Below are 19915 nucleotides of genomic sequence, written 5' to 3'. Positions count from 1 at the left end.
TCGGCTCGGCGGTGCGCGCCGCCGCCGTGACCCTCAGTCGGCCGCCTGCAGGTGCACCACGGCGGCGCGCTCGGGGTGGAACGTGGGGAACTCCAGGCCGACTCGGCTGAGCAGGGCGCCGCTCAGGACGGGGGCAGGACCGTGTTCGTCGAGACCCGGCGCCCCCAGCCATCCCGGCACCTGCCACGGGGGTCCGAGCGACTCCGGCGCGTCCACCGCGATCCGGTAGTGGCGCTCGGGAGCGAGGCCGGTGAGTCTCACGCGCGCCAGGGCGTCCGGGCTCGTCGCCGGCGTCACGATGGTGTACAACGCCTCCGTCCCCTCCGGCGAGACGACTCCTCGTACCGCGGGCGCGGAGTGGTCGGCAGGCCCGCCGACGGCGCGCCCCGTCGAGATGAGGCGTCGGTGCCTGCGGTAGAGCGAGATCCAGGACGAGAGCGTCTCGCGGTCGGCGTCCTCGAGGCCTCGGATGTCCCATTCGATCCCGAAGTGGCCGAGCAGCGCGACCGCGCACCGGTAGTGCAGGCTGGAGGTGCGTCCCGTCGTGCTGGAGACCGCCGAAGCGACATGCGAGCCCATCATCTCGGGCGGCACCAGGAGCCCGGTCCATCGCAGGATGTGGAACCGGTCGATCGGGTCGTGGCTGTCCGAGGGATGGATGCGGTCGGTGCGCTCGAGGATGCCGAGATCGACGCGTCCGCCGCCCGAGGCGCAGCTCTCGATCTCGAGGTCGGGGTGGCGAGCCCGCAGCTCGTCGATGAGCCGGTAGACGGCAAGCGTCTGCTCGTGCACGGCAGGAGCGCCGCTCACGGGGTGACCGGCCTCGACGAGATCTCGATTGTGGTCCCACTTCAGATAGCTCACGCCGATCGAGGTGACGAGATCGTCGAGCCGTTCCAGGATGTGGGAGTAGGCCTCGGGGTGCGTCAGATCGAGCACCTGCTGGAACCGGTAGCGCGGCGGAAGCTCCGGTCGCGCGCGGAGGATCCAGTCGGGATGCGCGCGGGCGAGGTCGGAGTCCTCGTTGATCATCTCGGGTTCCACCCAGAGCCCGAACTCCATGCCGAGCTGTCGGACGCGGTCGGCCAACGGCCGCAGGCCGTCGGGCCAGCCCACCGGATCGGGCGTCCAGTCGCCCAGCCCCGAGCGGTCATCCCGGCGGCCGCGGAACCAGCCGTCGTCGAGCACGTACCGCTCCACGCCGAGTTCGGCGCCGCGTTCGGCGAGATCGATGAGCGTTGCCGGGTCCTGGTCGAAGTACACCGCCTCCCAGACGTTCAGCGTGACCGGGCGCTCCCGTCGCGACGACCGCGACCTGGCGCGCAGGTGGTCGTGATAGCGCGACGCCGCACTGTCGAGTCCGTCGCCGTAGCTGCCGTAGACCCAAGGTGTGACGTACTCCTCGCCCGTCGTGAGCCGGATCTCTCCCGGCAGCAGCAGTTCGCCGCCCCGGAAGGCGAGGAAGCCGTCACCGCGCTCGATGGCGTGCTCGTGATTCCCGCTGAACCCGACGTGGCAGACCCACACCTCGCCGGCATCCGACGCGAACCCTGGAACGCCGGCGGCGATCACCGTCGTGGCGTCCAGGCCCGTGCGCCCACGGCGGGAGGGGCGGGTGTGGATGCCGCGGACGATGGGATGCCGCTGTGGGATCCGCTCGTGAGCCCAGCGTCCGGAGAAGTCGAGGACCTCGCCGGCACGCAGCGGAAGGGGCAGCGACAGCATCACCTCGGCGATCTCGAGCGGGGCTTCGTCCTCGCCGGTGTTGCGGATGAGAGCACGTGTTCGCAGCAGTCCACTCGCGCTGAGATCGATCTCCAGATGGAGCTCGATCTGTGCCCAGTCGTCGCGTGCGTCGACGACGACGCTGCCCGCGCCGACGGTGGCCACACCCGTCTCGACGGGCATGCCGGCGACTCGGATCGGCGCGGCGTGGAAGCGGGGAGCCCAGGCGGCACCCGCTCGATGCGCGCTCAGCCCTGGTCGGCCGAACCAGCCGCGGCTGTGCTCCGGCAGGATCGTCGCGTAGTATGGAACATCGGAATCGGTTGAAAGACCGGGCCTTTCCTCCGCCATGACGAAGCCTTGAAGATCATCGGCGCTCACATCGATGCGAGCGCCCCAGTGGACGATCCTGGGCAGGCTCGCTGCCTGCTGGGCCACCACGAGCGAGACGTCGCCGGCCGACAGGTGGGCGATGCGCACATCATTCATAAGAACCATTGTGCAGGGTCGGCGATCGCGAGGTACAGTCAGAGATCGATCTCAGAGGAGAGAACCATGCCCCTCGATACCTCCACCGCTGTCGCTCTCGCTCCCGGCGCGGTGCGCCTGACGAGCGGCGACGTCGACCGGCGCCGGCGACGCAACCGCGAGTATCTGGTCTCGCTCACCGAGCGCAACCTGGTGCAGAACCACCTCATCGAGGCGGGGATCGGCGACCAGCTGTGGCATCTGCATCCGTCGCGAGAGGGGCATGCCGATCGTGGACTCGACCGTCACTGGGGGTGGGAGACGCCTGGGTCTCTCCTGCGCGGCCACTTTCTCGGGCACTGGATGTCGGCGGCGGCACGCGAGGTGGCGGCGACGGGCGATGCCGTCCTCCGGGGCAAGCTCGACAACGTCATCCGGCTCCTGGCCGAGTGCCAGGAGGAGAACGGCGGCGCCTGGGTCTTCGCCACACCGCGGTCGTTCCTGCGCCGACTGGGCGAGGGGCGGGAGACCTGGGCGCCGCAGTATGCGATCCACAAGACCTTCATGGGTCTCATCGACGTCTACCGCGACCTGGGCGACGAGAGGGCTCTGACGATCGCGCATCGCGCGGCGGGAACGATCGCAGAGTGGGCACGGGGCTTCGGCACGGCGCGGTTCCAGGAGATCCTGGACGTCGAGACGGGCGGGATGCTCGAAGTCTGGGCGGATCTGCTCGAGGCGACAGGCGACGGCCTCTACCGGGAGCTGCTCGACCGCTACTGGCATGCGTCGCTGTTCGATCCACTGCTGGACGGCCAGGACGTTCTGACCAACATGCACGCCAACACGACCATCCCCGAGGTGCTCGGCGCCGCGCGCGCCTACGAAGTGACCGGGGATGAGCGGTGGCGGCGGGTCGTGGAGGCCTACTGGGAGTGGGCGGTGATCCGCCGGGGAACCTTCTGCACGGGCGGCCAGACGTCGGGCGAGATCTGGACACCGCCGTTCGAGTTCGCCGCGCGACGCGGATCGAAGACCCAGGAACACTGCGTCGTGTACAACATGATTCGCCTCGCCGACGTTCTGTTCCGCTGGAGCGGTGCCGCCGGGCCGCTGGACTACATCGAGGCCAATCTCTACAACGGGCTGCTCGCTCAGCAGAATCCCGAGACGGGGATGGTGGCCTACTTCCTCCCGCTTGAGGGCGGTGGCCGCAAGGAATGGGGCACTCCCACCGAAGACTTCTGGTGCTGCCACGGAACTCTCGTGCAGGCGCACACCCGTCTCGCCCAGCTCGCCGTATACGCCGGTGCGGACGACGTCGTGACCGTGGCGCAGTACCTGCCGGTCCGTGCCGAGGCGGCTGTCGCCGGGCACGCCGTCGGCGTCGAGATCCGGCTGCTCGATGACGCCGGGTACGTCGGTCCGGACGCGAACGCCGGCCCCGGCGGCGACCGTCGCCGCCCACGGGCGCTGCGGGCACGCGTCACCGTGACATCCGACGGAACCGACGCGGTGCGTCTGAGGCTCCGTGTGCCGGCATGGACCGACCGTGAGCCCGTCGTGCGCACGTCCGCCCGATGGCGCCGAGCGGGCGCTTGGCTGGAAGTCGATCACCCGGGCGGGGAAACCAGCGTCGACCTCGAGTTCCCGCTGACGCTGCGCGCGGTCCCGATCCCCGACGAGCCATCGACGATGGCCTTCGTCGAAGGGCCGGTCGTCCTCGCGGGTCTCGTCGACCGCGAAGTCGCCCTTCACGGGGATGCCGGCGATCCCACCACGATGCTCGCGCCCGACGACGAGCGCCAGTGGACGCAATGGCTCGTGCGGTATCGCTCGATCGGCCAGGATGCCGCCATCCGGTTCCTGCCGCTGCACGAGGTGACCGACCAGCGGTTCTCGATCTACTTCCCGGTGCGCTCGACGGTCAGCCGCTGAGCGTCAGGCGCGTGGACCCGCGCTCCACGAGCTCCGTCGGCATGACCACAGCTTCGGTCTCCACCGACTCGCCCGCCGCGGCGCGGGCCAGGATGTGCACCGCGGCGGCTGCCATCTCGCGGATCGGCTGGCGGATGGTGGTAAGCGGGGGGTGCAGCCAGCGGGCGCCGCGCACATCGTCGAAGCCGATGACGAGGACGTCTCGGGGGATGCTTCGTCCGCTGTCGGAGATCGCGCGGTAGGCGCCGGCCGCCATCTCGTCGGAACAGGCGAACACGCCGACCGGCCCCTCGCCGCCGAGCTCGGAGAGTGCGCGCGCGCATGCCCGTCGGGCGTCCCATGCGCTCCAGTCGGCGCTCGTCCGCACGAACTCGGCGTCCGGGGCGATCTTCTGGAGCGCGCTCGCGAAGCCTTCGACGCGCGCGCGTCCGTACCGGTAGGAAGGGGCGCCGCCGATGACGATGAATCGACGCGCGCCGCGCTCGACGAGGTGCTCAGCGGCGGCCTCGCCGCCGGCGCGATCGGTGGTCCGCACGCTGGGAAGCGGGCGGGACGCCTCGGAGGGAGGCTCCATCAGCACGAGCGGGATGCCGGCGCGGCGCATTGCCGCGATCTGGGTGCTGGTCGGCACGATGAGTCCCACGATGACCCCCGCCGAGCCGCGCGACCGGATCCGCGCGGGCCAGTCCTCGGCGGGATCCTCCCGTTCGGCCGTGAGCACGAGGTCGAAGCCGAGCTGCGAGGCGGTCGTGCGCGCGCCCGCCGTGATCTCCTCGGTGTACGGGTCGTGGAAGTGACCAAGCACCAGATCGAACATCAGGGACGTGCCGCGCCGCGGTCGCCCGCGCACCTGCCCGGCGGGCCGGTATCCGAGCTCGGTCGCCGAGCGCAGCACGCGTGCGCGGGTCTCGGCGGCCATCTCCCCGCGTGCACGGAGAGCTCGCGAGGCCGTGGCGATGCTCACCCCGGCCCGCTCGGCTACGGCGGTCAGGGTGACGTGATCTGCGGGTGGCATGGGTCCCATTTTGCGCAAATTGCGTTCGCCCGGCAATGCGTCGGTGGCATCGTTTGTCGACGTTGCACCTGCCCGTCGATGTGGAGGGATGAAGTCGATGATGACGAGACCGCGAACCGGACCGGCCGCAGCCCGCTGCACGGGCCGCCGACCTGGCGTCGCACGCACCGAGGTCCGGCCGTGAGCGCGCGGCGCGCCCTCATCGTCCGCGGGGGCGGCGACGGATATCGAATCGTCGAGGCGACGGAGATGTTCCGGTCGTTCCTGGACGACCACGGCTTCGACGTGAGGGTGGAGGAGTCCCACGCGATCTACGCCGACCGCGAGGAGATGGCGCGGATCGATCTCGTCGTGCAGTGCGTGACCGGCTGCGAGATCTCCGACGAGGCGCTGCGAGGACTCCGCGAGGCGGTCGAGCGGGGCACCGGGCTCGCCGGCTGGCACCGTGGCATCGCCGACTCCTACCGCAACAGATCCGACTACCTGCAGCTGATCGGCGGCCAGCTCGCCACGCATCCGGCTGCCGGCGCCGATGCCCAGGAGCAGGACCGCCCGGACGAGACGGTCTGCTACACGGTCGATGTGACTGACATCGGCCGCTCGCACGAGATCATGTCGGGACTCGAGGACTTCACGCTGCGTACCGAGCAGTACTGGGTGCTCACGGACGACCTCAACGAGGTGCTCGCGACCAGCACGCTTCCCGTGCGGCCGCACCGTCCGTGGCATCGGCCCGTCACCACGCCCGCGGTGTGGACGCGTGAGTGGGGTCAGGGCCGGGTCTTCGTCGCCGCACCGGGCCACAATCTCAGGGTCCTGCGCGACGTCAGCGTGCGCACGATCATCGAGAGAGGGATGCTCTGGGCGAGCCGCGGCGCGGCGGCCTAGGCATCCGGGCGCCTGCGCCCGCTGAGCGTCCGGTCTCAGGAGACTCCGGCAGACCCCATCGGCTTCGGGGGGTCTGCACCCGGGTTCCGTTCATCCTTCTTCCGTAGCGTGGACCCGTCGCGTCGAACGGTCGCGGCCGCCGCCACCAGGTGCCGACGGACGGACGGGGATCCGACGAATGACGACTGCAACGACGACCGACGGCTCGTGGCTGAGCACGCTCGCCGATTGGGCGGTCTCGCTCATGGACGTGATCGGACCGGCCGGCGCCGGCATCGCGATCGCCATGGAGAACCTGTTCCCACCCCTGCCGAGCGAGGTGATCCTGCCGATGGCGGGGCTCGCCGCGAGCCGTGGCTCCTTCACCGTCGTCGAGGCCCTGGTGTGGACGACCGCAGGATCGGTGATCGGGGCGCTGCTGCTGTACGGCCTCGGTGCCTGGCTCGGCGTCGCCCGGCTGCGTGCGATCGCGGCGAAGGTGCCGCTGCTGAAGCCCGAGGACATCGATCGCACGGTCGCCTGGTTCGAACGGCACGGCGGCAAGGCGGTGTTCTTCGGGCGCATGATCCCGATCTTCCGCAGCCTCATCTCGATCCCCGCCGGCATCACGCGCATGCCGTTGTGGCGATTCGCCCTCCTGACGGCGGCGGGCAGCCTGCTGTGGAACTCGATCTTCGTGCTGTCCGGATACTTCCTCGGTGAGTCCTGGCACATCGTCGAGCGATACGCGGACATCCTGCAGTACGCCGTCATCGCCGTCGCCGCGGCCGCCGTCTTGTGGTTCGTCGCGGCGCGCGTGCGCGAGGCGCTCGCCGCGCGTGATTCCCGCGGTGAGCCCGAGCTCGACTGAATCCGACTCCGCCCGAGGCGCCGCGCGTGCCGCGAACCTGGGAGCACGCTCAGCCGGCCCATAGATGAGGCCCACGTAGACTGGGGCGGTGCCCGCAGCTCGCCTCCATCTCGTGCGCCACGGGGAGGTTCACAACCCCGCCCGCGTGCTCTACGGGCGACTCCCGGGCTATGGCCTGAGCGCAGAAGGCCGCCGCATGGCCCGGCAGGCGGCGGAGTACGTGAAGTCGCTGGACCGGCCCGTCTCGGCGCTGGTGTGCTCGCCGCTGCAGCGGACGCAGGAATCGGCCGAGCCGTTCGCCGAGATCTTCGGCATGGCGCCGGTCATCGACGAGCGCGTCATCGAGCCGACCAACGTCTTCGAGGGCAAGCGCATGGCGATCGCCATGGTCAACCCGTGGAACTGGCGCCACCTCCGCAAGCCGGCGCTGCCCAGCTGGGGCGAGCCGTACGCGGACGTCGTGGGGCGCATGAACGCGGCGATGACGCACGCGTGGAATGCCGCGGACTCCGGTGACGTCGTCATCGTGTCGCACCAGCTCCCGATCTGGATCACCCACCTCGCGGTCGCCGGGCTGCCGCTGCGGCACGACCCCCGCGCGCGCCGCTGCGCGCTGTCGAGCGTGACGAGCTTCGAGATGGTCGACAAGAAGTGGACCGAGACCGCCTACGCCGAGCCGGCGTCGACGGCCGGCGCGGTGGATGTGGGGGCGGTATGACCGGTCGGCGGTCGCTGAGGGAGCGGAGCGGGACGCGGCGCAGGACGCAGGCGGCGGCATCCGCTCTCCTCGTCGTCGGCCTGATCGCCGGTCTCGCCGCGTGCACGAGCGACCCTCTCGCCGACCAGTACCGGTCCGGTGACAACAAGGGCTTCGTCGCCGCCGACGGCTTCCGCGTCGTCGAGATCTCGGCAGACCAGCGCAGCGAGCCGGTCGACTTCGAAGGCGTGCTCGACACCGGCGGCACGACCTCCAGCGCCGACTACGCCGGCGACGTGCTCGTCGTGAACTTCTGGTACGCCGGCTGCGCGCCCTGCCGTGTCGAAGCGCCCGAGCTCGCGGCGGCCGACGCCGCATTCGAGGGACAGGATGTCGCCTTCCTCGGCGTGAACCTCTACGACGGCGCCGAGGCGTCGCGCGCGTTCGCCGACACGTACGGCGTCTCGTACCCCAGTGCCCTGGCGACCGAGGACGGGTCGATCAAGCTCGCGTTCGCGGGGGAGAGCCCGCTCAATGCGGTCCCCGTCACGCTCGTGCTGGACAAGGAGGGCCGCGTCGCCGCGCGCCTGGTGGGGCAGATCGAGGACGCGTCGATCCTCGAGACCATCGTGCGCGAGACCCTGGAGGAGTCGTGAACCTGGGCGCGCTGGTCGCCGACGGCTCGCTGCTCATCGCGATCCCGATCGCGATCCTCGCCGGCGCCATCTCGTTCCTCTCGCCCTGCGTGCTTCCGCTGGTCCCCGGCTACCTCGGCTTCATCGGCGGTGCCGTGAGCCCGCGTCCGGCGCGGGTCGCGGTCGGCGCTTCGCCAAGCACGGCGACCGGAGACGGCTCGGCGACCGGCGACCCCCGGTCGTTGAGCGAGCGAAGCGAGACGAAACGCGCCGAACCCTCGGACGTCATCGAACCCGGTCGCGGGCGCCTCGTCCTCGGCGTGCTGCTGTTCATCGCCGGCTTCACCGTGGTCTTCGTCAGCGTGGCGATGCTCGGCGGCACGCTCGGGCGCTTCCTCCTCGAGTACGCCGACCTCATCACCCGCGTGCTCGGCGTCGTCATCATCGCGATGGGCCTCGTCTTCATCGGCTGGTTCGGCAGGGCGCAGCGCATCACGAGGCCGCAGGTGCGCAGCAGTCTCGGGCTGATCGGCGCGCCGCTGCTGGGGGTCGCGCTCGGCATCGGCTGGGCGCCGTGCATCGGACCCACGCTCGCCGTCATCCTCACCATGGCCTTCGACTCCGGCTCGGCGGCGCGCGCGGCGCTGCTCGGCGTGGCGTACTCGCTGGGGCTCGGCATCCCGTTCCTCCTCCTCACGCTCGGCTTCGGGTGGGCGACCCGCTCCGTGTCGTTCGTGCGCCGCCACATCCGTGTGGTGAACCTCATCGGCGGTGCGCTGCTCATCGTGCTCGGCCTCCTCATGGTGACCGGCGTGTGGACCGCCGTCATGGCCCAGCTCCAGGGGGTGTTCTCCAGTGTCCCGGCCCCGCTCTGACGCTCCGGAAGGCTCGGCGACCGAGGGGGCGGACGCCTCCGCCCCGGTCGAAGGGATGCTGCGTCCCGCCGATCACGCCGACTCCGCGGACTCCGCGGCTGCTCAGGACGGCATCACCCAGCCCGCCCTCGGCGTCGTCGGCTGGCTCCGCTGGGGCTGGCGCCAGCTCACGTCGATGCGCACCGCGCTGGTGCTCCTGCTGCTCCTCGCGATCGCGGCGGTGCCCGGGTCGCTCGTGCCGCAGCGCAGCGCCGACCCCAACGGCGTGCGCCAGTACTTCGTCGACAACGCCGACCTCGCACCGGTGCTCGACAAGCTGAGCCTGTTCGACGTCTACACCTCGCCGTGGTTCTCGGCGATCTACATCCTGCTGTTCATCTCGCTCGTCGGCTGCGTCATCCCGCGTACGAAGCATCACTACAAGGCGATGCGCGCACAGCCGCCCCGCACGCCCGTGCGGCTGTCGCGGCTGGAGGTGCACCGGTCCGAGATCCTCGAGTGCCAGGACGACGCGGATGCCGCAGCCGCCGCCGCGACGGCCGTCGCGGCCGCGCAGCAGCAGTTGCGCAAGGCCGGCTACCGCGTGGCGAGATACGACGGCGCCCGGGCATTCTCGGTCTCGGCCGAGCGCGGCTACCTCCGCGAGACCGGCAACCTCGTCTTCCACGCGTCGCTCGTCGGCGTCCTGCTGGCCGTCGGCATCGGCGGGGGATTCACCTATACCGGGCAGACCGTCATCATCGAGGGCCGCACGTGGGTCAACACGATGCTCGACTACACCTCGTTCAACCCCGGCCGGTTCGTGGACGAGGACGCCCTCACCCCCTACGCGCTCACGCTCGACGACTTCTCGCTGTCGTACGTGCCCCCCGGCCAGCAGGGCGCCGGGCAGGCCGGCGACTTCGTCGCCCACCTCACCACGCAGTTCCCCGACGCCGACCCCGGAACCGGCGAGGTGCGCGTCAACCACCCGCTGCAGATCGCCGGCGACAAGGTGTACCTGATGGGCAACGGATACGCGCCGACGATCACGATCCGCGACGACGCCGGCGATGTCGTGTTCTCCGAACCGGTGCCCTTCCTGCCCCAGGACAACAACATGACGTCGCAGGGCGTCGTGAAGGTACCGGACGGGCTGCGCGAGCAGGTGGGCCTGGTGGGCTTCTTCTATCCGACCGCGCAGGAGCTCTCCAACGGCGCCTTCACCTCGGTCTACGGCGACCTCGAGTACCCGATGCTCACGTTCTGGGTGTACGCCGGCGACCTCGGCATCGACGGCGGCATCCCGCGGTCGGTGTACACCCTCGACCCCGAGGGGATGACGCAGCTCGCCGGCGGCGAGTCCGGCACGCAGTCCCTCGCGCTGAAGCCCGGAGAGACCGTCGACCTGCCCGACGGGCTCGGGACGGTGACCTTCGAGAACGAGGCCCCCGAAGGCGTGGCAGGGTTCGAGGACTCGGTCAAGCGCTACGTGTCGCTGTCGGTCCACCGCGATGCCGCCGCCACCTGGGTGCTGGTGTTCGCGATCCTCGCGACGGCAGGACTCCTCGCCGCGCTGTTCGTCCCGCGCCGGCGGATGTGGGTGAGGGCGACGCCGCAGGGGCATACCGTGCAGCTCGAGTACGCCGGGCTCGCTCGCGGAGAGGACCCCGCCCTCGAGGGCGCCGTCTCGCAGTTCGCGCAGCGGCACCTCGCGTCGCTCGCCGGCCGGGACTCGGCCGGCGACCGCCCCCTCCAGCCCGATTCGACCCCCGACGTAGACTGAGGACCATGCCCGACGCCTCCCCCCTCACCCTCGACTCCGTCTCGGTGCTGCTGGTCTGGACGGCCATCGCGATCTACGCGCTCGCGTTCATCGCCTACGCGGTCGATCTGGCGCGTCGAGGCGCCGTCGCCGTGGAGGCGAAGGATGCCGCCGCCCACACCGCCCGCGACCGCGAGCTCGTCGCGGCCGGTGCCGGCGGCGGCTCTGGGCGCACCGGGATCATCGAGCAGATGCGTGCGCAGGAGACGGCATCCGAGCAGGCGCTCAACGCCCCCGTCGGCAGCCGCCAGCGCCTGGTGTGGGCCCGGATCGGCACGTCGCTGACGGTCCTCGGCTTCCTCTTCCATCTCGGCGGGGACGTGACCCGCGGCATCGCCGCCGGCCGCGTGCCGTGGTCGAACATGTACGAGTTCGCCCTCACCGGGACGCTCCTGATCGTCGCCGTGTACCTGGGCGTTCTCTTCCGCTACGACCTGCGGTTCCTCGGCACCTTCATCACCGGTCTCGTCGTCGTGCTGCTGGGCGGCACGGCGATCTGGTTCTACACCGACATCGTGCCGCTGATGGACCCGCTGAAGTCGGTGTGGCTCGTCATCCACGTGTTCGTCGCGTCGCTCGCGACCGCCCTGTTCGCGCTCGCCTTCGGCCTGTCGGTGCTGCAGCTGATGCAGGCGCGGCGAGAGGCGAGGATCGCCGCCGCTGCTCGTGTCCAGGACGCCGACGCCTCCGCGGCGTCGACCGCCAAGACCGGGCCGGGATTCCTGCGGACGCTGCCGGGCGCCGAGGCGCTCGAGTCGCTGGCGTACCGCTTCGCGATCCTCGGCTTCATCTTCTGGACATTCACCCTCATCGCCGGCTCCATCTGGGCCAACGACGCGTGGGGCCGATACTGGGGCTTCGACACGAAGGAAGTGTGGACCTTCGTGATCTGGGTGCTCTACGCCGGTTACATCCACGCGCGCGCGACCCGCGGATGGCGCGGTTCGCGTTCGGCCTGGCTGTCGATCATCGGCTTCACCGCCGTGATCTTCAACTTCACGATCGTCAACATGTTCTTCAAGGGCCTGCACGCCTACTCCGGCCTGAGCTGACCAGGTCACGGCCGGTCACGGCCGAGGCCCGGTCCACACCGTATGCCGCGGACGGAATGCCCGCGGCTCAGCGCGTCCCCGGGGCGGGTTCCAGGATGACGAGAGGCGTCTCGCGGCTGCGCCGAGAGGCAAGGGCGTCCAGGTCGTCGCCACCCTCGAGCGAGCGGAACACTTCCCAGAGGCGCTCACGTTCCGCACCCTGCGCTTCGCGTGCGATCACGTCGCGTCGCTCGCCGGGGAGATCGACGGATGCCGTCGGCCGCGCCAGCAGGTTCAGCCACCACGCCGGCGGCGGGTCGCCCCAGCCGTTCATCGCCATCGTGACGAGATTCGGGCCGTCCTCGACGTAGGCGACGATCGCGGCGCGCGGGGCACCCGAGCGGCGGCCGATGGTGTGCAGACGCATCATGCCCCAGACCTTCGAGCTCGGCGGCCGCAGCCCCAGGCGGCCGCCCGTGATGTTGTAGATGGCGCGGTGCACGACCCACGCGGTGCGGATGAACCAGCGCGGAGGCAAGCGCGCGGATCCGGACTGCGGAGCCGCGGCAGAGGGGGTGGCCACGCGATGATCATCGCGCCCGGCGGGGCCTGGGGCAACCCCCTGCCCGGCACAGCTCGAGCCCGGGCGACTCGTCGACCGGGCTTGAGCCATGAGGATCAGGCGGTGGCGGGCGTCGCCCTCAGCAGGGCGCGCGCCGAGGTGCTGCGCCGGCGGGCGACGACGATCATCGTGGCGACGAGCGCGAGGAACGTCCAGATGATCAGCCCGGCGAACGCCGCCCCGAGCCCCGAAGCCGAGGTGAGGGCCGCGAGCATGCCGTTGTAGGCAGGGGCCGTCGGCATGAGCCCCGCGATGCTCGACAGCGCACCCGGCACGGTGGAGACCACGCCGGTCGCGACCGTGAGCACGCCGATGAGCGCCGAGATCCAGCGACCGGCCCCGCCAAAGACAGCGACGAGCGCCTGGTTCACGGCGGCGAACGCGATGCCCGCGACGACGCAGACGCCGGCGAGCGCCCACCACTCGGCCCAGCCGTACGACGCGGCGAGCTGGACGACGCCGGCGACGAGCGCGCCCTGCAGCGCGCCGAGGCCGGCCGCCGGGGCGAACGACCGCAGTGCGAGCACCGCAGACGGCTGGCGCGACGTGAGGGCGCGGCGCGACACGGCCTGCAGCGCGATGAACGTGCCGAGCCCGCCGAACCACAGCGCGAGGGTCGCCAGCAGGGGGACCGCCGACGCACCGAAGAGCGATGTGCCCACGCCGTCGGCCTCGACCGGGTCGGCGACGACGGAGGCGAGATCGGTCGCCTCCTGGTCGGTGTACGACGGGAGGGACTCGGATGCCGTGGTCAGGCCGCTCGCGAGCTCGGACGTGCCGGTCGCCAGCTGGGCCACCCCGTCGGCGAGGCTCGTCGCACCGTCGGCGGCCTGCGTCGCGCCCGAGGCGAGCTGCGTCGAGCTGTCGGCGAGACCGCTGGCGCCGTACTGGATGCCGGTCATGCCGGTGGCGAGTTGGCCAGCGCCTGCGGCCGACTGGTCGATACCGCCCGCGAGCTGGGTGATCCCGCCTGCCAGCGTCGAGACGCCGGTGCCGGTTTGCCGGAACTGAGCCGCAAACTTCGCAGTACCCGCGGTGTCGAAGGAGTCGAGTGCCAGGACCGTCCCCGATGCGGCGGCATCCGCGCCGGTCGCCGCTTCGAGCAACGTGTCGCAGTACGCCGTCGGCGCGCCGCTGGCGGCGCAGTTCTCCGCAACGGCGAGCACGCCGGCAGCTGCCTGGGCGGACATCTCGGCGACGTCTGCGACCTCTGTGGGCACGAGGCCGGTCGCCTCGAGCTGTGCCGCCCCGCCGTTCAAGCCATCGGCGATCTGCTGGGCTCCGCCGGCCGCTTCGCGGGTCTTGCCGGCGATCGTCGTCAGACCCGACTGCAGCGACGTGGCACCTCCAGAGAGCTGGCCCGCACCGTCGGCCAGCTGTGAGGCCCCATCCGCGAGCTGCGTGTTGCCATCGGCGAGCTGCGAGATGCCGTCCGGCAGCTGTGCCGCGCCGTCGGCGGTCTGGCTCGCGCCGTCGGCGAGCTGGGTGGCGCCGTCGGCCGCCGTGCCGAGCTGGTCGCCCAGCGTCGTGAAGCCGAGGAACACGTTCTCGAGGTACACGCTCGACAGCTGCGTGCCCATGGTCGAGGCGGCGGCTGTCGCCACCTGCGCGGTGATGGCGTCATCGACGATGAGGCTGTCGGGCGGGGTCGTCACTTCGATGGTCGCCTGCTCGGGCGTCGATCCCGGAGCCGTCGACGTCGCGGCGGCCGAGAAGTTCTCGGGGATCGTGATGACCGCGGCGTAGGTGCCGTCCGCGAGGCCCGCCTCGGCATCCTCTTCGTTCGAGATCGTCCAGGTGAGGTTGCTGTCGAGCTCGTCAGATCCCTCGACGAGGCCGGCGGTGAGCTGACGGCCGAGCGGCACGGTCTGCCCGTCGATGGTGACGGGCTCGTCCTCGTTCACGATCGCGGCAGTGAGGCTGTCGAGCCGCTCGACGGGGTTGTACAGCGCGGCGACCAGGATGCCGCCGATCACGACCGGCAGCAGCAGCACGCCGACGAGCGTCAGCCACGTGACGGGCCGGCGGGAGCGCGCGCGCTCGACGGCCGTGGTGATCCAGTTCGGGGTCATGCGTTCACCTCTGCGGTGGGGGTGGTCAGGGGAGCGCCCGAGCGCAGCGTCAGCGAGGACACCTCGGGGCGGTGCGCGTCGGCGAGCAGGGCGAGCGCGGAACTCTCTGTGCGAGAGGTCACGACGAGCGTGAGCACGCCGTCGCCACCGCCGCGGCGCAGTGCGCTCGCGGCATCCCGCAGCAGCGCGCCCGCCTGGTCGCGCTCGGCGGCGTCGAGCGCGTCCACACCCTCGACGACGACGAGCGTCGCCTTGCCGGCGAGTGCGCGGCGCAGGGCGGGCAGCCGCTCCTCGGTGTCGCCCAGCAGTGCGAGCCCCACGTGGGCGCGCACCCAGGCGGCGCGCTCGGGGAGCAGGTGGCCGGCGACGCGCAGCTTGCCGTCGGTCGGCGCGAGCCGCCCGGCCAGGGTGAGCGCGAATGCTCGGGCGGCACGCGGGTCGCCGGTCGCGATGAGGGTGCCGCCGGGCTCGACCCGGAACGCGGCCTCCTCGAAGAGCACGACCTCGCCGGCGGAGCCACCGGCATCGGCGCGGACGCCGACGCCCTCGCCCGCGACCGCGGCGGTCGTGTTCGGCTCGGGCCAGGTCTCGAGTGCGAGCTCGCGCTCGACGGCTTCGCCTTCGATGTCGAAGTGGGGGAGGATCCGGTCGAGCCAGCGCGGGATCCACCAGGCCTTGTCGCCGAGCAGCGCCATCACCGCCGGCACGAGCGTCATACGCACGAGGAAGGCGTCGACGGCGATGCCGACGGCCAGGCCCAGCGCGATCGGCTTGATCGACGAGTCGCCCTCGGGCACGAAGGCCGCGAACACGGCGAACATGATGATCGCCGCCGCCGTCACGACGCGTGCCGAGGCGGTGAAGCCCGAGCGGACGGCGCCCAGCGCGATGTCGCGACGGCTGCGCGTCGAGTGGCCGGCCGCACCGCGGCGGGCGTGCACGTAGTCTTCGCGCATGCGGCTGACCAGGAACACCTGGTAGTCCATCGCGAGCCCGAACAGCACGCCCATCAGGATGATCGGCATGAAGCTGATGACCGGACCCGTACGCGTCACGTGCAGCAGGTCCGCGCCCCAGCCCCACTCGAAGACGGCCGCGACGACGCCGAACGACGCGGCGACCGACAGCAGGTAGCCGAGCGCGGCCTTCATGGGCACCCAGATCGAGCGGAACACGATCATCAGCAGCACCAGCGACAGACCGACGACGAAGACGCCGAACGGCAGCAGGGCGGCGCCCAGACGGTCCGAGATGTCGATGCCCACGGCCGTGAAGCCGGTCACCTTCAGGTCGACGCCGTACTCGTCCTCCAGCTCGGGGGCGAGATCCCGCAGCGCCCGAACGAGCTCGGCGGTGGCCGGGTCGTCCGGAGCGGTCTCGGGCACGATCTGGATCAGTCCGGTGTCGGCGGTCTCGTTCGGCGTCGCGAGCGCGACCTCCTTGACACCGGGAACCTTCTCGATCTCATCGGCGAGGTCGGCCATCAGCCCGAGCGGGTCGGTCGACGTGACGATCGTGCCCGTCATGATGAGCGGGCCGTTGGCGCCCGGGCCGAAGTGCTCGGCGGTGAGGTCGTACGCCTGGCGTGCCTGGCTCGACTCGGGCTGCTGGCCCGCGTTCGGGAGGGCCAGGGCGAGGCTCGCCGCCGGGATCGCCATGACACCGAGGGTCAGCACGACCGCGATGGTGGTCACCACGGGGTGGTTGGTGACCCACAGGACCCAGCGGTTGGTCTTCTTGACCGGAGCGGTGACTGCTTCCGCCGTGAGCGGGGTGGTGATCGAGCCCCGTTCGCGCGTCTCCGCAGCCTCGGTGGCCGTTCGCATGCGCCCCTGAGCCTGCTCCGACGAGCGTCCGCTCAGCTCTTCCGAGATCTCTGAGCCAGCCTCCAGGCGTTTCGTCTCGCTTCGCTCGCTCAACGAACGGGAGTCCTCTTCGGTCGTCGAGCGAGCGAGCGAGCGAGACGAAACGCCCTCGGCCTCGCGGGAGACGCGGGGGAGCGCCATGCCCCGCCGCTTCTTGCCGTGACCCCAGCCGGCGACCCGGCCCTTCGCGAAGCCCAGGAGGGCGGGCGTCAGAGTGATGGCCACGACCACGGCGATCGCGACGGCCACGGCCGCGGCGATGCCCATGGTCGTCAGGAATGGGATGCCGGCGAAGCCCAGGCCGATGAGGGCGATGAGCACGGTGACACCCGCGAACACGACGGCGGAGCCGGCGGTTCCGGTCGCCCGCGCGGCCGATTCTTCGGGCTCGACGCCGGCACGCACCTGGTCCTGATGTCGGGCGACGATGAACAGGGCGTAGTCGATGCCGACGGCGAGCCCCAGCATGATCGCGAGCATCGGCGTCGTGGACGAGATCGACGCGAACGCCGTGGAGACGTAGATGAGGGCGATCGCGAGGCCGACGCCGATGAGCGCCGACACCAGCGGGAACCAGGCGACGGCGAACGAGCGGAACGTCACGATCAGCACGAACAGCGCGATGAGCACGCCGACGGCCTCGATCAGCGAGAGGGCCGGCACGGAGGTCGAGAACAGGTCGCCGCCCATGGCGACCTCCGAGCCGTCGGGGAGCGTCTCGCGCAGATCGTCGGCGACCTCCTCGAGGCCCGCCTTGGTCTCGTCCGACACATCGGTCGCCTGCCCGTCGAACTGCAGTCGGATGATCGCGGCCGATTCGTCGTCCGAGACCATCCCCGTGACCATCTCGTTGAAGGGGTCCGTCACGGCGATCACCCCGTCGAGATCCTCGAGATGCGAGACGGTGTCGTCGATCGCAGATGCGTAGGGCTCGTCGTCGACCTGGTCGCCGTCGGCGGCGACGATCACGAGCTGCGCACTCGTGCCGCTGGCCTGCGGAAAGCTGCGGTCCAGCAGGGCGATGCCCTCCTGGGCCTCGGTGCCCGGGATCGAGAACGAGTTGTCGGTGCCCTTCATGAACAGCGCCGCGCCGCCGCCGGCGAGCGCGAGCAGCAGCAGCCACGAGACCAGCACCCGCCAGGGGTGGCGGTACGTCCAGCGGCCGAGCGCATACAGAAGAGTCGACACAGCGCCTCCGGTTCACGGATGAGGGGTTCGGGAAGTGTCGATACAGCGCTGTATCGGATACATGAGTGTATCGTAAGGCGCGTTGGCCGCCCGAACCTGAGTAGTCCGTGTGAGACTGGCGGCAAGGAGAATCGATGATCGACACCCCCGTGGTCGAAGTGGCCGGCACGTCACGCCGCCGCGAAGCGACCCGGCAGAAGCTGCTGGATGCCGCCGCCCTGGTCTTCGCCGAAGTCGGCCTGGATGCGGCATCCGTCGAGGCGATCTGCGAGCGCGCGGGCTTCACCCGTGGCGCGTTCTACTCGAACTTCGAGACCAAGGACGAGCTGATGCTCGCGCTGACGGAGCGCGTCGCCGGCGAGAAGATCGACGAGGTCGCCGAGCGTGTCGCCGTGCTGCAGGAGCGCGGTGACGACCTCGAGCCCGGTGCGCTGGTGCGCCAGCTGCTCGATGTCGCCTTCGACAAGAAGCAGGGCATCCTGCTGACGAGCGAGATCCGCACCCGCGCGATGCGCGACCCGCGGCTGGCCGAGACCTACCTCGCCTGGCAGGCGGGGATGGTGGATCGCGTGGGCTCCTTCATCGAGGAGCTCGCGGGCACCTACGGGTTCCGGCTGCGGCTGCCCGCGTCGGAGTTCGCCGGCATCATCCTGCAGACCTGGGAAGACACGTCCGCGTTCGCCATCATGACGGGCCGCACTACGGCCGAGATGCACCAGCTGGTGAACGACCGCACCGCGCGCCTCGCGACTGCTCTGGTCGATCCCGCCTGACTCCGAGCGTCGCCACCCCGCGGTCGCTGAGCGAGCGAAACGCGACACGTCGGCACCGGGGCGTTTCGTCTCGCTCGCTGGCGCTCCCTCGCCCGACGACCGGAGGTTTCTTCCCGGTCGTTGAGCGAGCGAGGAACGAGCGAGACGAAACGCGCCGAGCCGCCTCTGGATGTCGACCCGCCCTCTGCTCAGAGTGCGGCGTCGAGTACCGCGTAGCACCGTGCCAGGCGGTCGAGCCACCAGCCGCGGCGGTGGGCGGAGGCCGCGTGCGCGTCGAGCAGTGCGGGGTCGGGCGTGACCCGGCCCACCGCGAGGAAGCCGCTGCGCGGCACCAGTGGCGGGTCCGCCACGTCGGCGGTGAACAGCGACGCCGTCCCGAGTCCGCAGTCGTAGTCGAGCTCGGGGAGCGCGGCAGCCAGTGCCACGCCCATCGACAGCCCGACGGACGTGTCCAGGGCGCTGGAGACGACAGCCGGGAGCCCCGCCTCCGCCACGATCTCGAGCGCCCGGCGCACGCCGCCGAGGGGCTGCGCCTTGACGACCAGCAGATCGGCCGCCCCCGCGCGAGCCACCGCCAGCGGGTCGGCGGCCTTGCGCACGCTCTCGTCGGCGGCGATCGGGATGCCCATGTACTTCACTCGCCGCCGCAGCTCGGCGAGCTCGTCGACGCTCGCGCACGGCTGCTCGGCGTATTCGAGGTCGAACTCCGCGAGGGCGTGCAGTGCGCGCTCGGCCTCGTCCACGTTCCAGGCGCCGTTCGCGTCGATGCGCACGCGCCCCTCCGGACCCATCTCCTCGCGGACGGCCCGGACGCGAGCGACGTCGTCGGCGAGCACCTGACCGGCCTCGGCGACCTTGACCTTCGCCGTCCGGCAGCCGTCGAAACGCGCCAGCACGGCGGGGACGGCTGCGGCGGCGACCGCTGGAACGGTGGCGTTGACGCCGACGAGCTCGCGGCGGGCGGCTGGCCGCGGCATCCGTGAGTCCTCGATGGCCGCAGCGAGCCACGTCGATGCCTCAGCGTCGTCGTACTCCGCGAACGGCGAGAACTCCGCCCAGCCTTCGGGCCCCTCGAAGAGGAGTGCTTCGCGCACATCGATGCCGCGGAATCTGGTCGCCAGCGGCAGTGCGACGACGCGCGCCGTCGCGAGCACGTCATCGAGCGGGGGGAGGGAGCGTCGGGTGGTCACGGCTTCATCCTGCCCCGTCGGCGGATCAGAACCCGGCATGGAAGCGCTGGTGACGAACCTCTGACTGGGCGATCACGCGAGGGTCGGAGAAGTGGGACGCCTGCGCGTTGCGGCGCTCCTCGTAGGTGACGGGCTTTCCGAGGATGGCCCACTTCAGGCGGATCCAGCGGCTGGGCTTCTCTGACATGGCCGGCTCTCTCTCGCGTTCCGGTCAGCATGACAGGTCGGCCTCTGACTTTAAAGTGTGATTGACGATAGTGTGTGAAACACAGTATGGTG

16 protein-coding genes are annotated in these 19915 nt (G+C 70.9%); 9 read left to right on the top strand and 7 right to left on the bottom strand.

Annotation, left to right across the window (positions count from 1 at the left end; all coding sequences use genetic code 11):
- Window positions 1-33: 33 nt before the first annotated feature.
- Window positions 34-2214, bottom strand: coding sequence for an alpha-galactosidase (locus MRBLWS13_RS08495; protein WP_349428602.1), 2181 nt, complete (start codon window positions 2212-2214; stop codon window positions 34-36).
- 66 nt (window positions 2215-2280) lie between these two features.
- Here MRBLWS13_RS08495 and MRBLWS13_RS08490 point away from each other — a divergent pair, with 66 nt between their 5' ends.
- The gene (locus MRBLWS13_RS08490) at window positions 2281-4131 is read left to right on the top strand and encodes a beta-L-arabinofuranosidase domain-containing protein (RefSeq protein ID WP_349428601.1); all 1851 of its coding nucleotides are present in this window, start codon (window positions 2281-2283) and stop codon (window positions 4129-4131) included.
- Here MRBLWS13_RS08490 and MRBLWS13_RS08485 read toward each other — a convergent pair.
- Entirely contained in the window at window positions 4121-5146 is a 1026-nt protein-coding gene (locus MRBLWS13_RS08485) for a LacI family DNA-binding transcriptional regulator (RefSeq protein WP_349428599.1), read from the bottom strand. The two genes, MRBLWS13_RS08490 and MRBLWS13_RS08485, sit on opposite strands and share 11 nt — an antisense overlap.
- A 180-nt stretch (window positions 5147-5326) precedes the next feature.
- Here MRBLWS13_RS08485 and MRBLWS13_RS08480 point away from each other — a divergent pair, with 180 nt between their 5' ends.
- The 7 genes from MRBLWS13_RS08480 (at window position 5327) to ccsB (ending at window position 11947) form a co-directional block, all read left to right on the top strand.
- Window positions 5327-6034 carry a ThuA domain-containing protein gene (locus MRBLWS13_RS08480; protein ID WP_349428598.1) on the top strand — a complete coding sequence of 236 codons (708 nt, stop codon included), beginning with the start codon at window positions 5327-5329 and terminating at the stop codon, window positions 6032-6034.
- A gap of 178 nt (window positions 6035-6212) precedes the next feature.
- Window positions 6213-6884, top strand: a complete 672-nt coding sequence (locus tag MRBLWS13_RS08475) for a DedA family protein (RefSeq protein ID WP_349428597.1) — start codon at window positions 6213-6215, stop codon at window positions 6882-6884.
- Between the two features lie 88 nt (window positions 6885-6972).
- Window positions 6973-7602, top strand: coding sequence for a histidine phosphatase family protein (locus tag MRBLWS13_RS08470; protein WP_349428595.1), 630 nt, complete (start codon window positions 6973-6975; stop codon window positions 7600-7602).
- Complete coding sequence (locus MRBLWS13_RS08465; protein WP_349428593.1) at window positions 7599-8237, top strand: TlpA disulfide reductase family protein; 639 nt, start codon at window positions 7599-7601, stop codon at window positions 8235-8237. The genes MRBLWS13_RS08470 and MRBLWS13_RS08465 overlap by 4 nt, the downstream gene beginning before the upstream one ends.
- Window positions 8234-9091 carry a cytochrome c biogenesis protein CcdA gene (locus tag MRBLWS13_RS08460; protein ID WP_349428592.1) on the top strand — a complete coding sequence of 286 codons (858 nt, stop codon included), beginning with the start codon at window positions 8234-8236 and terminating at the stop codon, window positions 9089-9091. The genes MRBLWS13_RS08465 and MRBLWS13_RS08460 overlap by 4 nt, the downstream gene beginning before the upstream one ends.
- Window positions 9092-9146: 55 nt before the next feature.
- The gene (locus MRBLWS13_RS08455) at window positions 9147-10856 is read left to right on the top strand and encodes a cytochrome c biogenesis protein ResB (RefSeq protein ID WP_349428591.1); all 1710 of its coding nucleotides are present in this window, start codon (window positions 9147-9149) and stop codon (window positions 10854-10856) included.
- 5 nt (window positions 10857-10861) lie between these two features.
- Window positions 10862-11947, top strand: coding sequence for a c-type cytochrome biogenesis protein CcsB (gene ccsB / locus MRBLWS13_RS08450; RefSeq protein WP_349428590.1), 1086 nt, complete (start codon window positions 10862-10864; stop codon window positions 11945-11947).
- Window positions 11948-12014: 67 nt separating this feature from the next.
- Here the strand turns inward: ccsB and MRBLWS13_RS08445 are convergent, their stop codons facing one another.
- The 3 genes from MRBLWS13_RS08445 to MRBLWS13_RS08435 form a co-directional block, all read right to left on the bottom strand.
- Complete coding sequence (locus MRBLWS13_RS08445) at window positions 12015-12509, bottom strand: nitroreductase/quinone reductase family protein (protein ID WP_349428589.1); 495 nt, start codon at window positions 12507-12509, stop codon at window positions 12015-12017.
- Between the two features lie 95 nt (window positions 12510-12604).
- Window positions 12605-14620 (bottom strand): YhgE/Pip domain-containing protein, encoded by a 2016-nt coding sequence (locus MRBLWS13_RS08440; RefSeq protein WP_349428587.1) that lies wholly within the window; start codon window positions 14618-14620, stop codon window positions 12605-12607.
- Window positions 14617-17673 (bottom strand): MMPL family transporter, encoded by a 3057-nt coding sequence (locus MRBLWS13_RS08435; protein ID WP_349428586.1) that lies wholly within the window; start codon window positions 17671-17673, stop codon window positions 14617-14619. The genes MRBLWS13_RS08440 and MRBLWS13_RS08435 overlap by 4 nt, the downstream gene beginning before the upstream one ends.
- 134 nt (window positions 17674-17807) lie before the next feature.
- Between MRBLWS13_RS08435 and MRBLWS13_RS08430 the strand changes: the two genes are divergently transcribed.
- A complete protein-coding gene (locus MRBLWS13_RS08430) occupies window positions 17808-18446 on the top strand; it encodes a helix-turn-helix domain-containing protein (RefSeq protein WP_349428585.1) in 639 nt (212 codons plus the stop codon).
- A 188-nt stretch (window positions 18447-18634) separates the two neighbouring features.
- Here MRBLWS13_RS08430 and MRBLWS13_RS08425 read toward each other — a convergent pair whose 3' ends face one another.
- Together MRBLWS13_RS08425 and MRBLWS13_RS08420 are read right to left on the bottom strand one after the other, a co-directional pair.
- Window positions 18635-19636: an o-succinylbenzoate synthase gene (locus tag MRBLWS13_RS08425; RefSeq protein ID WP_349428584.1), complete on the bottom strand. Its 1002-nt coding sequence runs from the start codon at window positions 19634-19636 to the stop codon at window positions 18635-18637.
- A 25-nt stretch (window positions 19637-19661) separates the two neighbouring features.
- Window positions 19662-19823, bottom strand: a complete 162-nt coding sequence (locus tag MRBLWS13_RS08420) for a hypothetical protein (protein ID WP_349428583.1) — start codon at window positions 19821-19823, stop codon at window positions 19662-19664.
- Window positions 19824-19915 lie beyond the last annotated feature (92 nt).

This window comes from Microbacterium sp. LWS13-1.2, from assembly GCF_040144835.1.
Taxonomy (GTDB): Bacteria; Actinomycetota; Actinomycetes; order Actinomycetales; family Microbacteriaceae; genus Microbacterium.
This window is presented reverse-complemented; position numbering and strand designations above follow the sequence as displayed.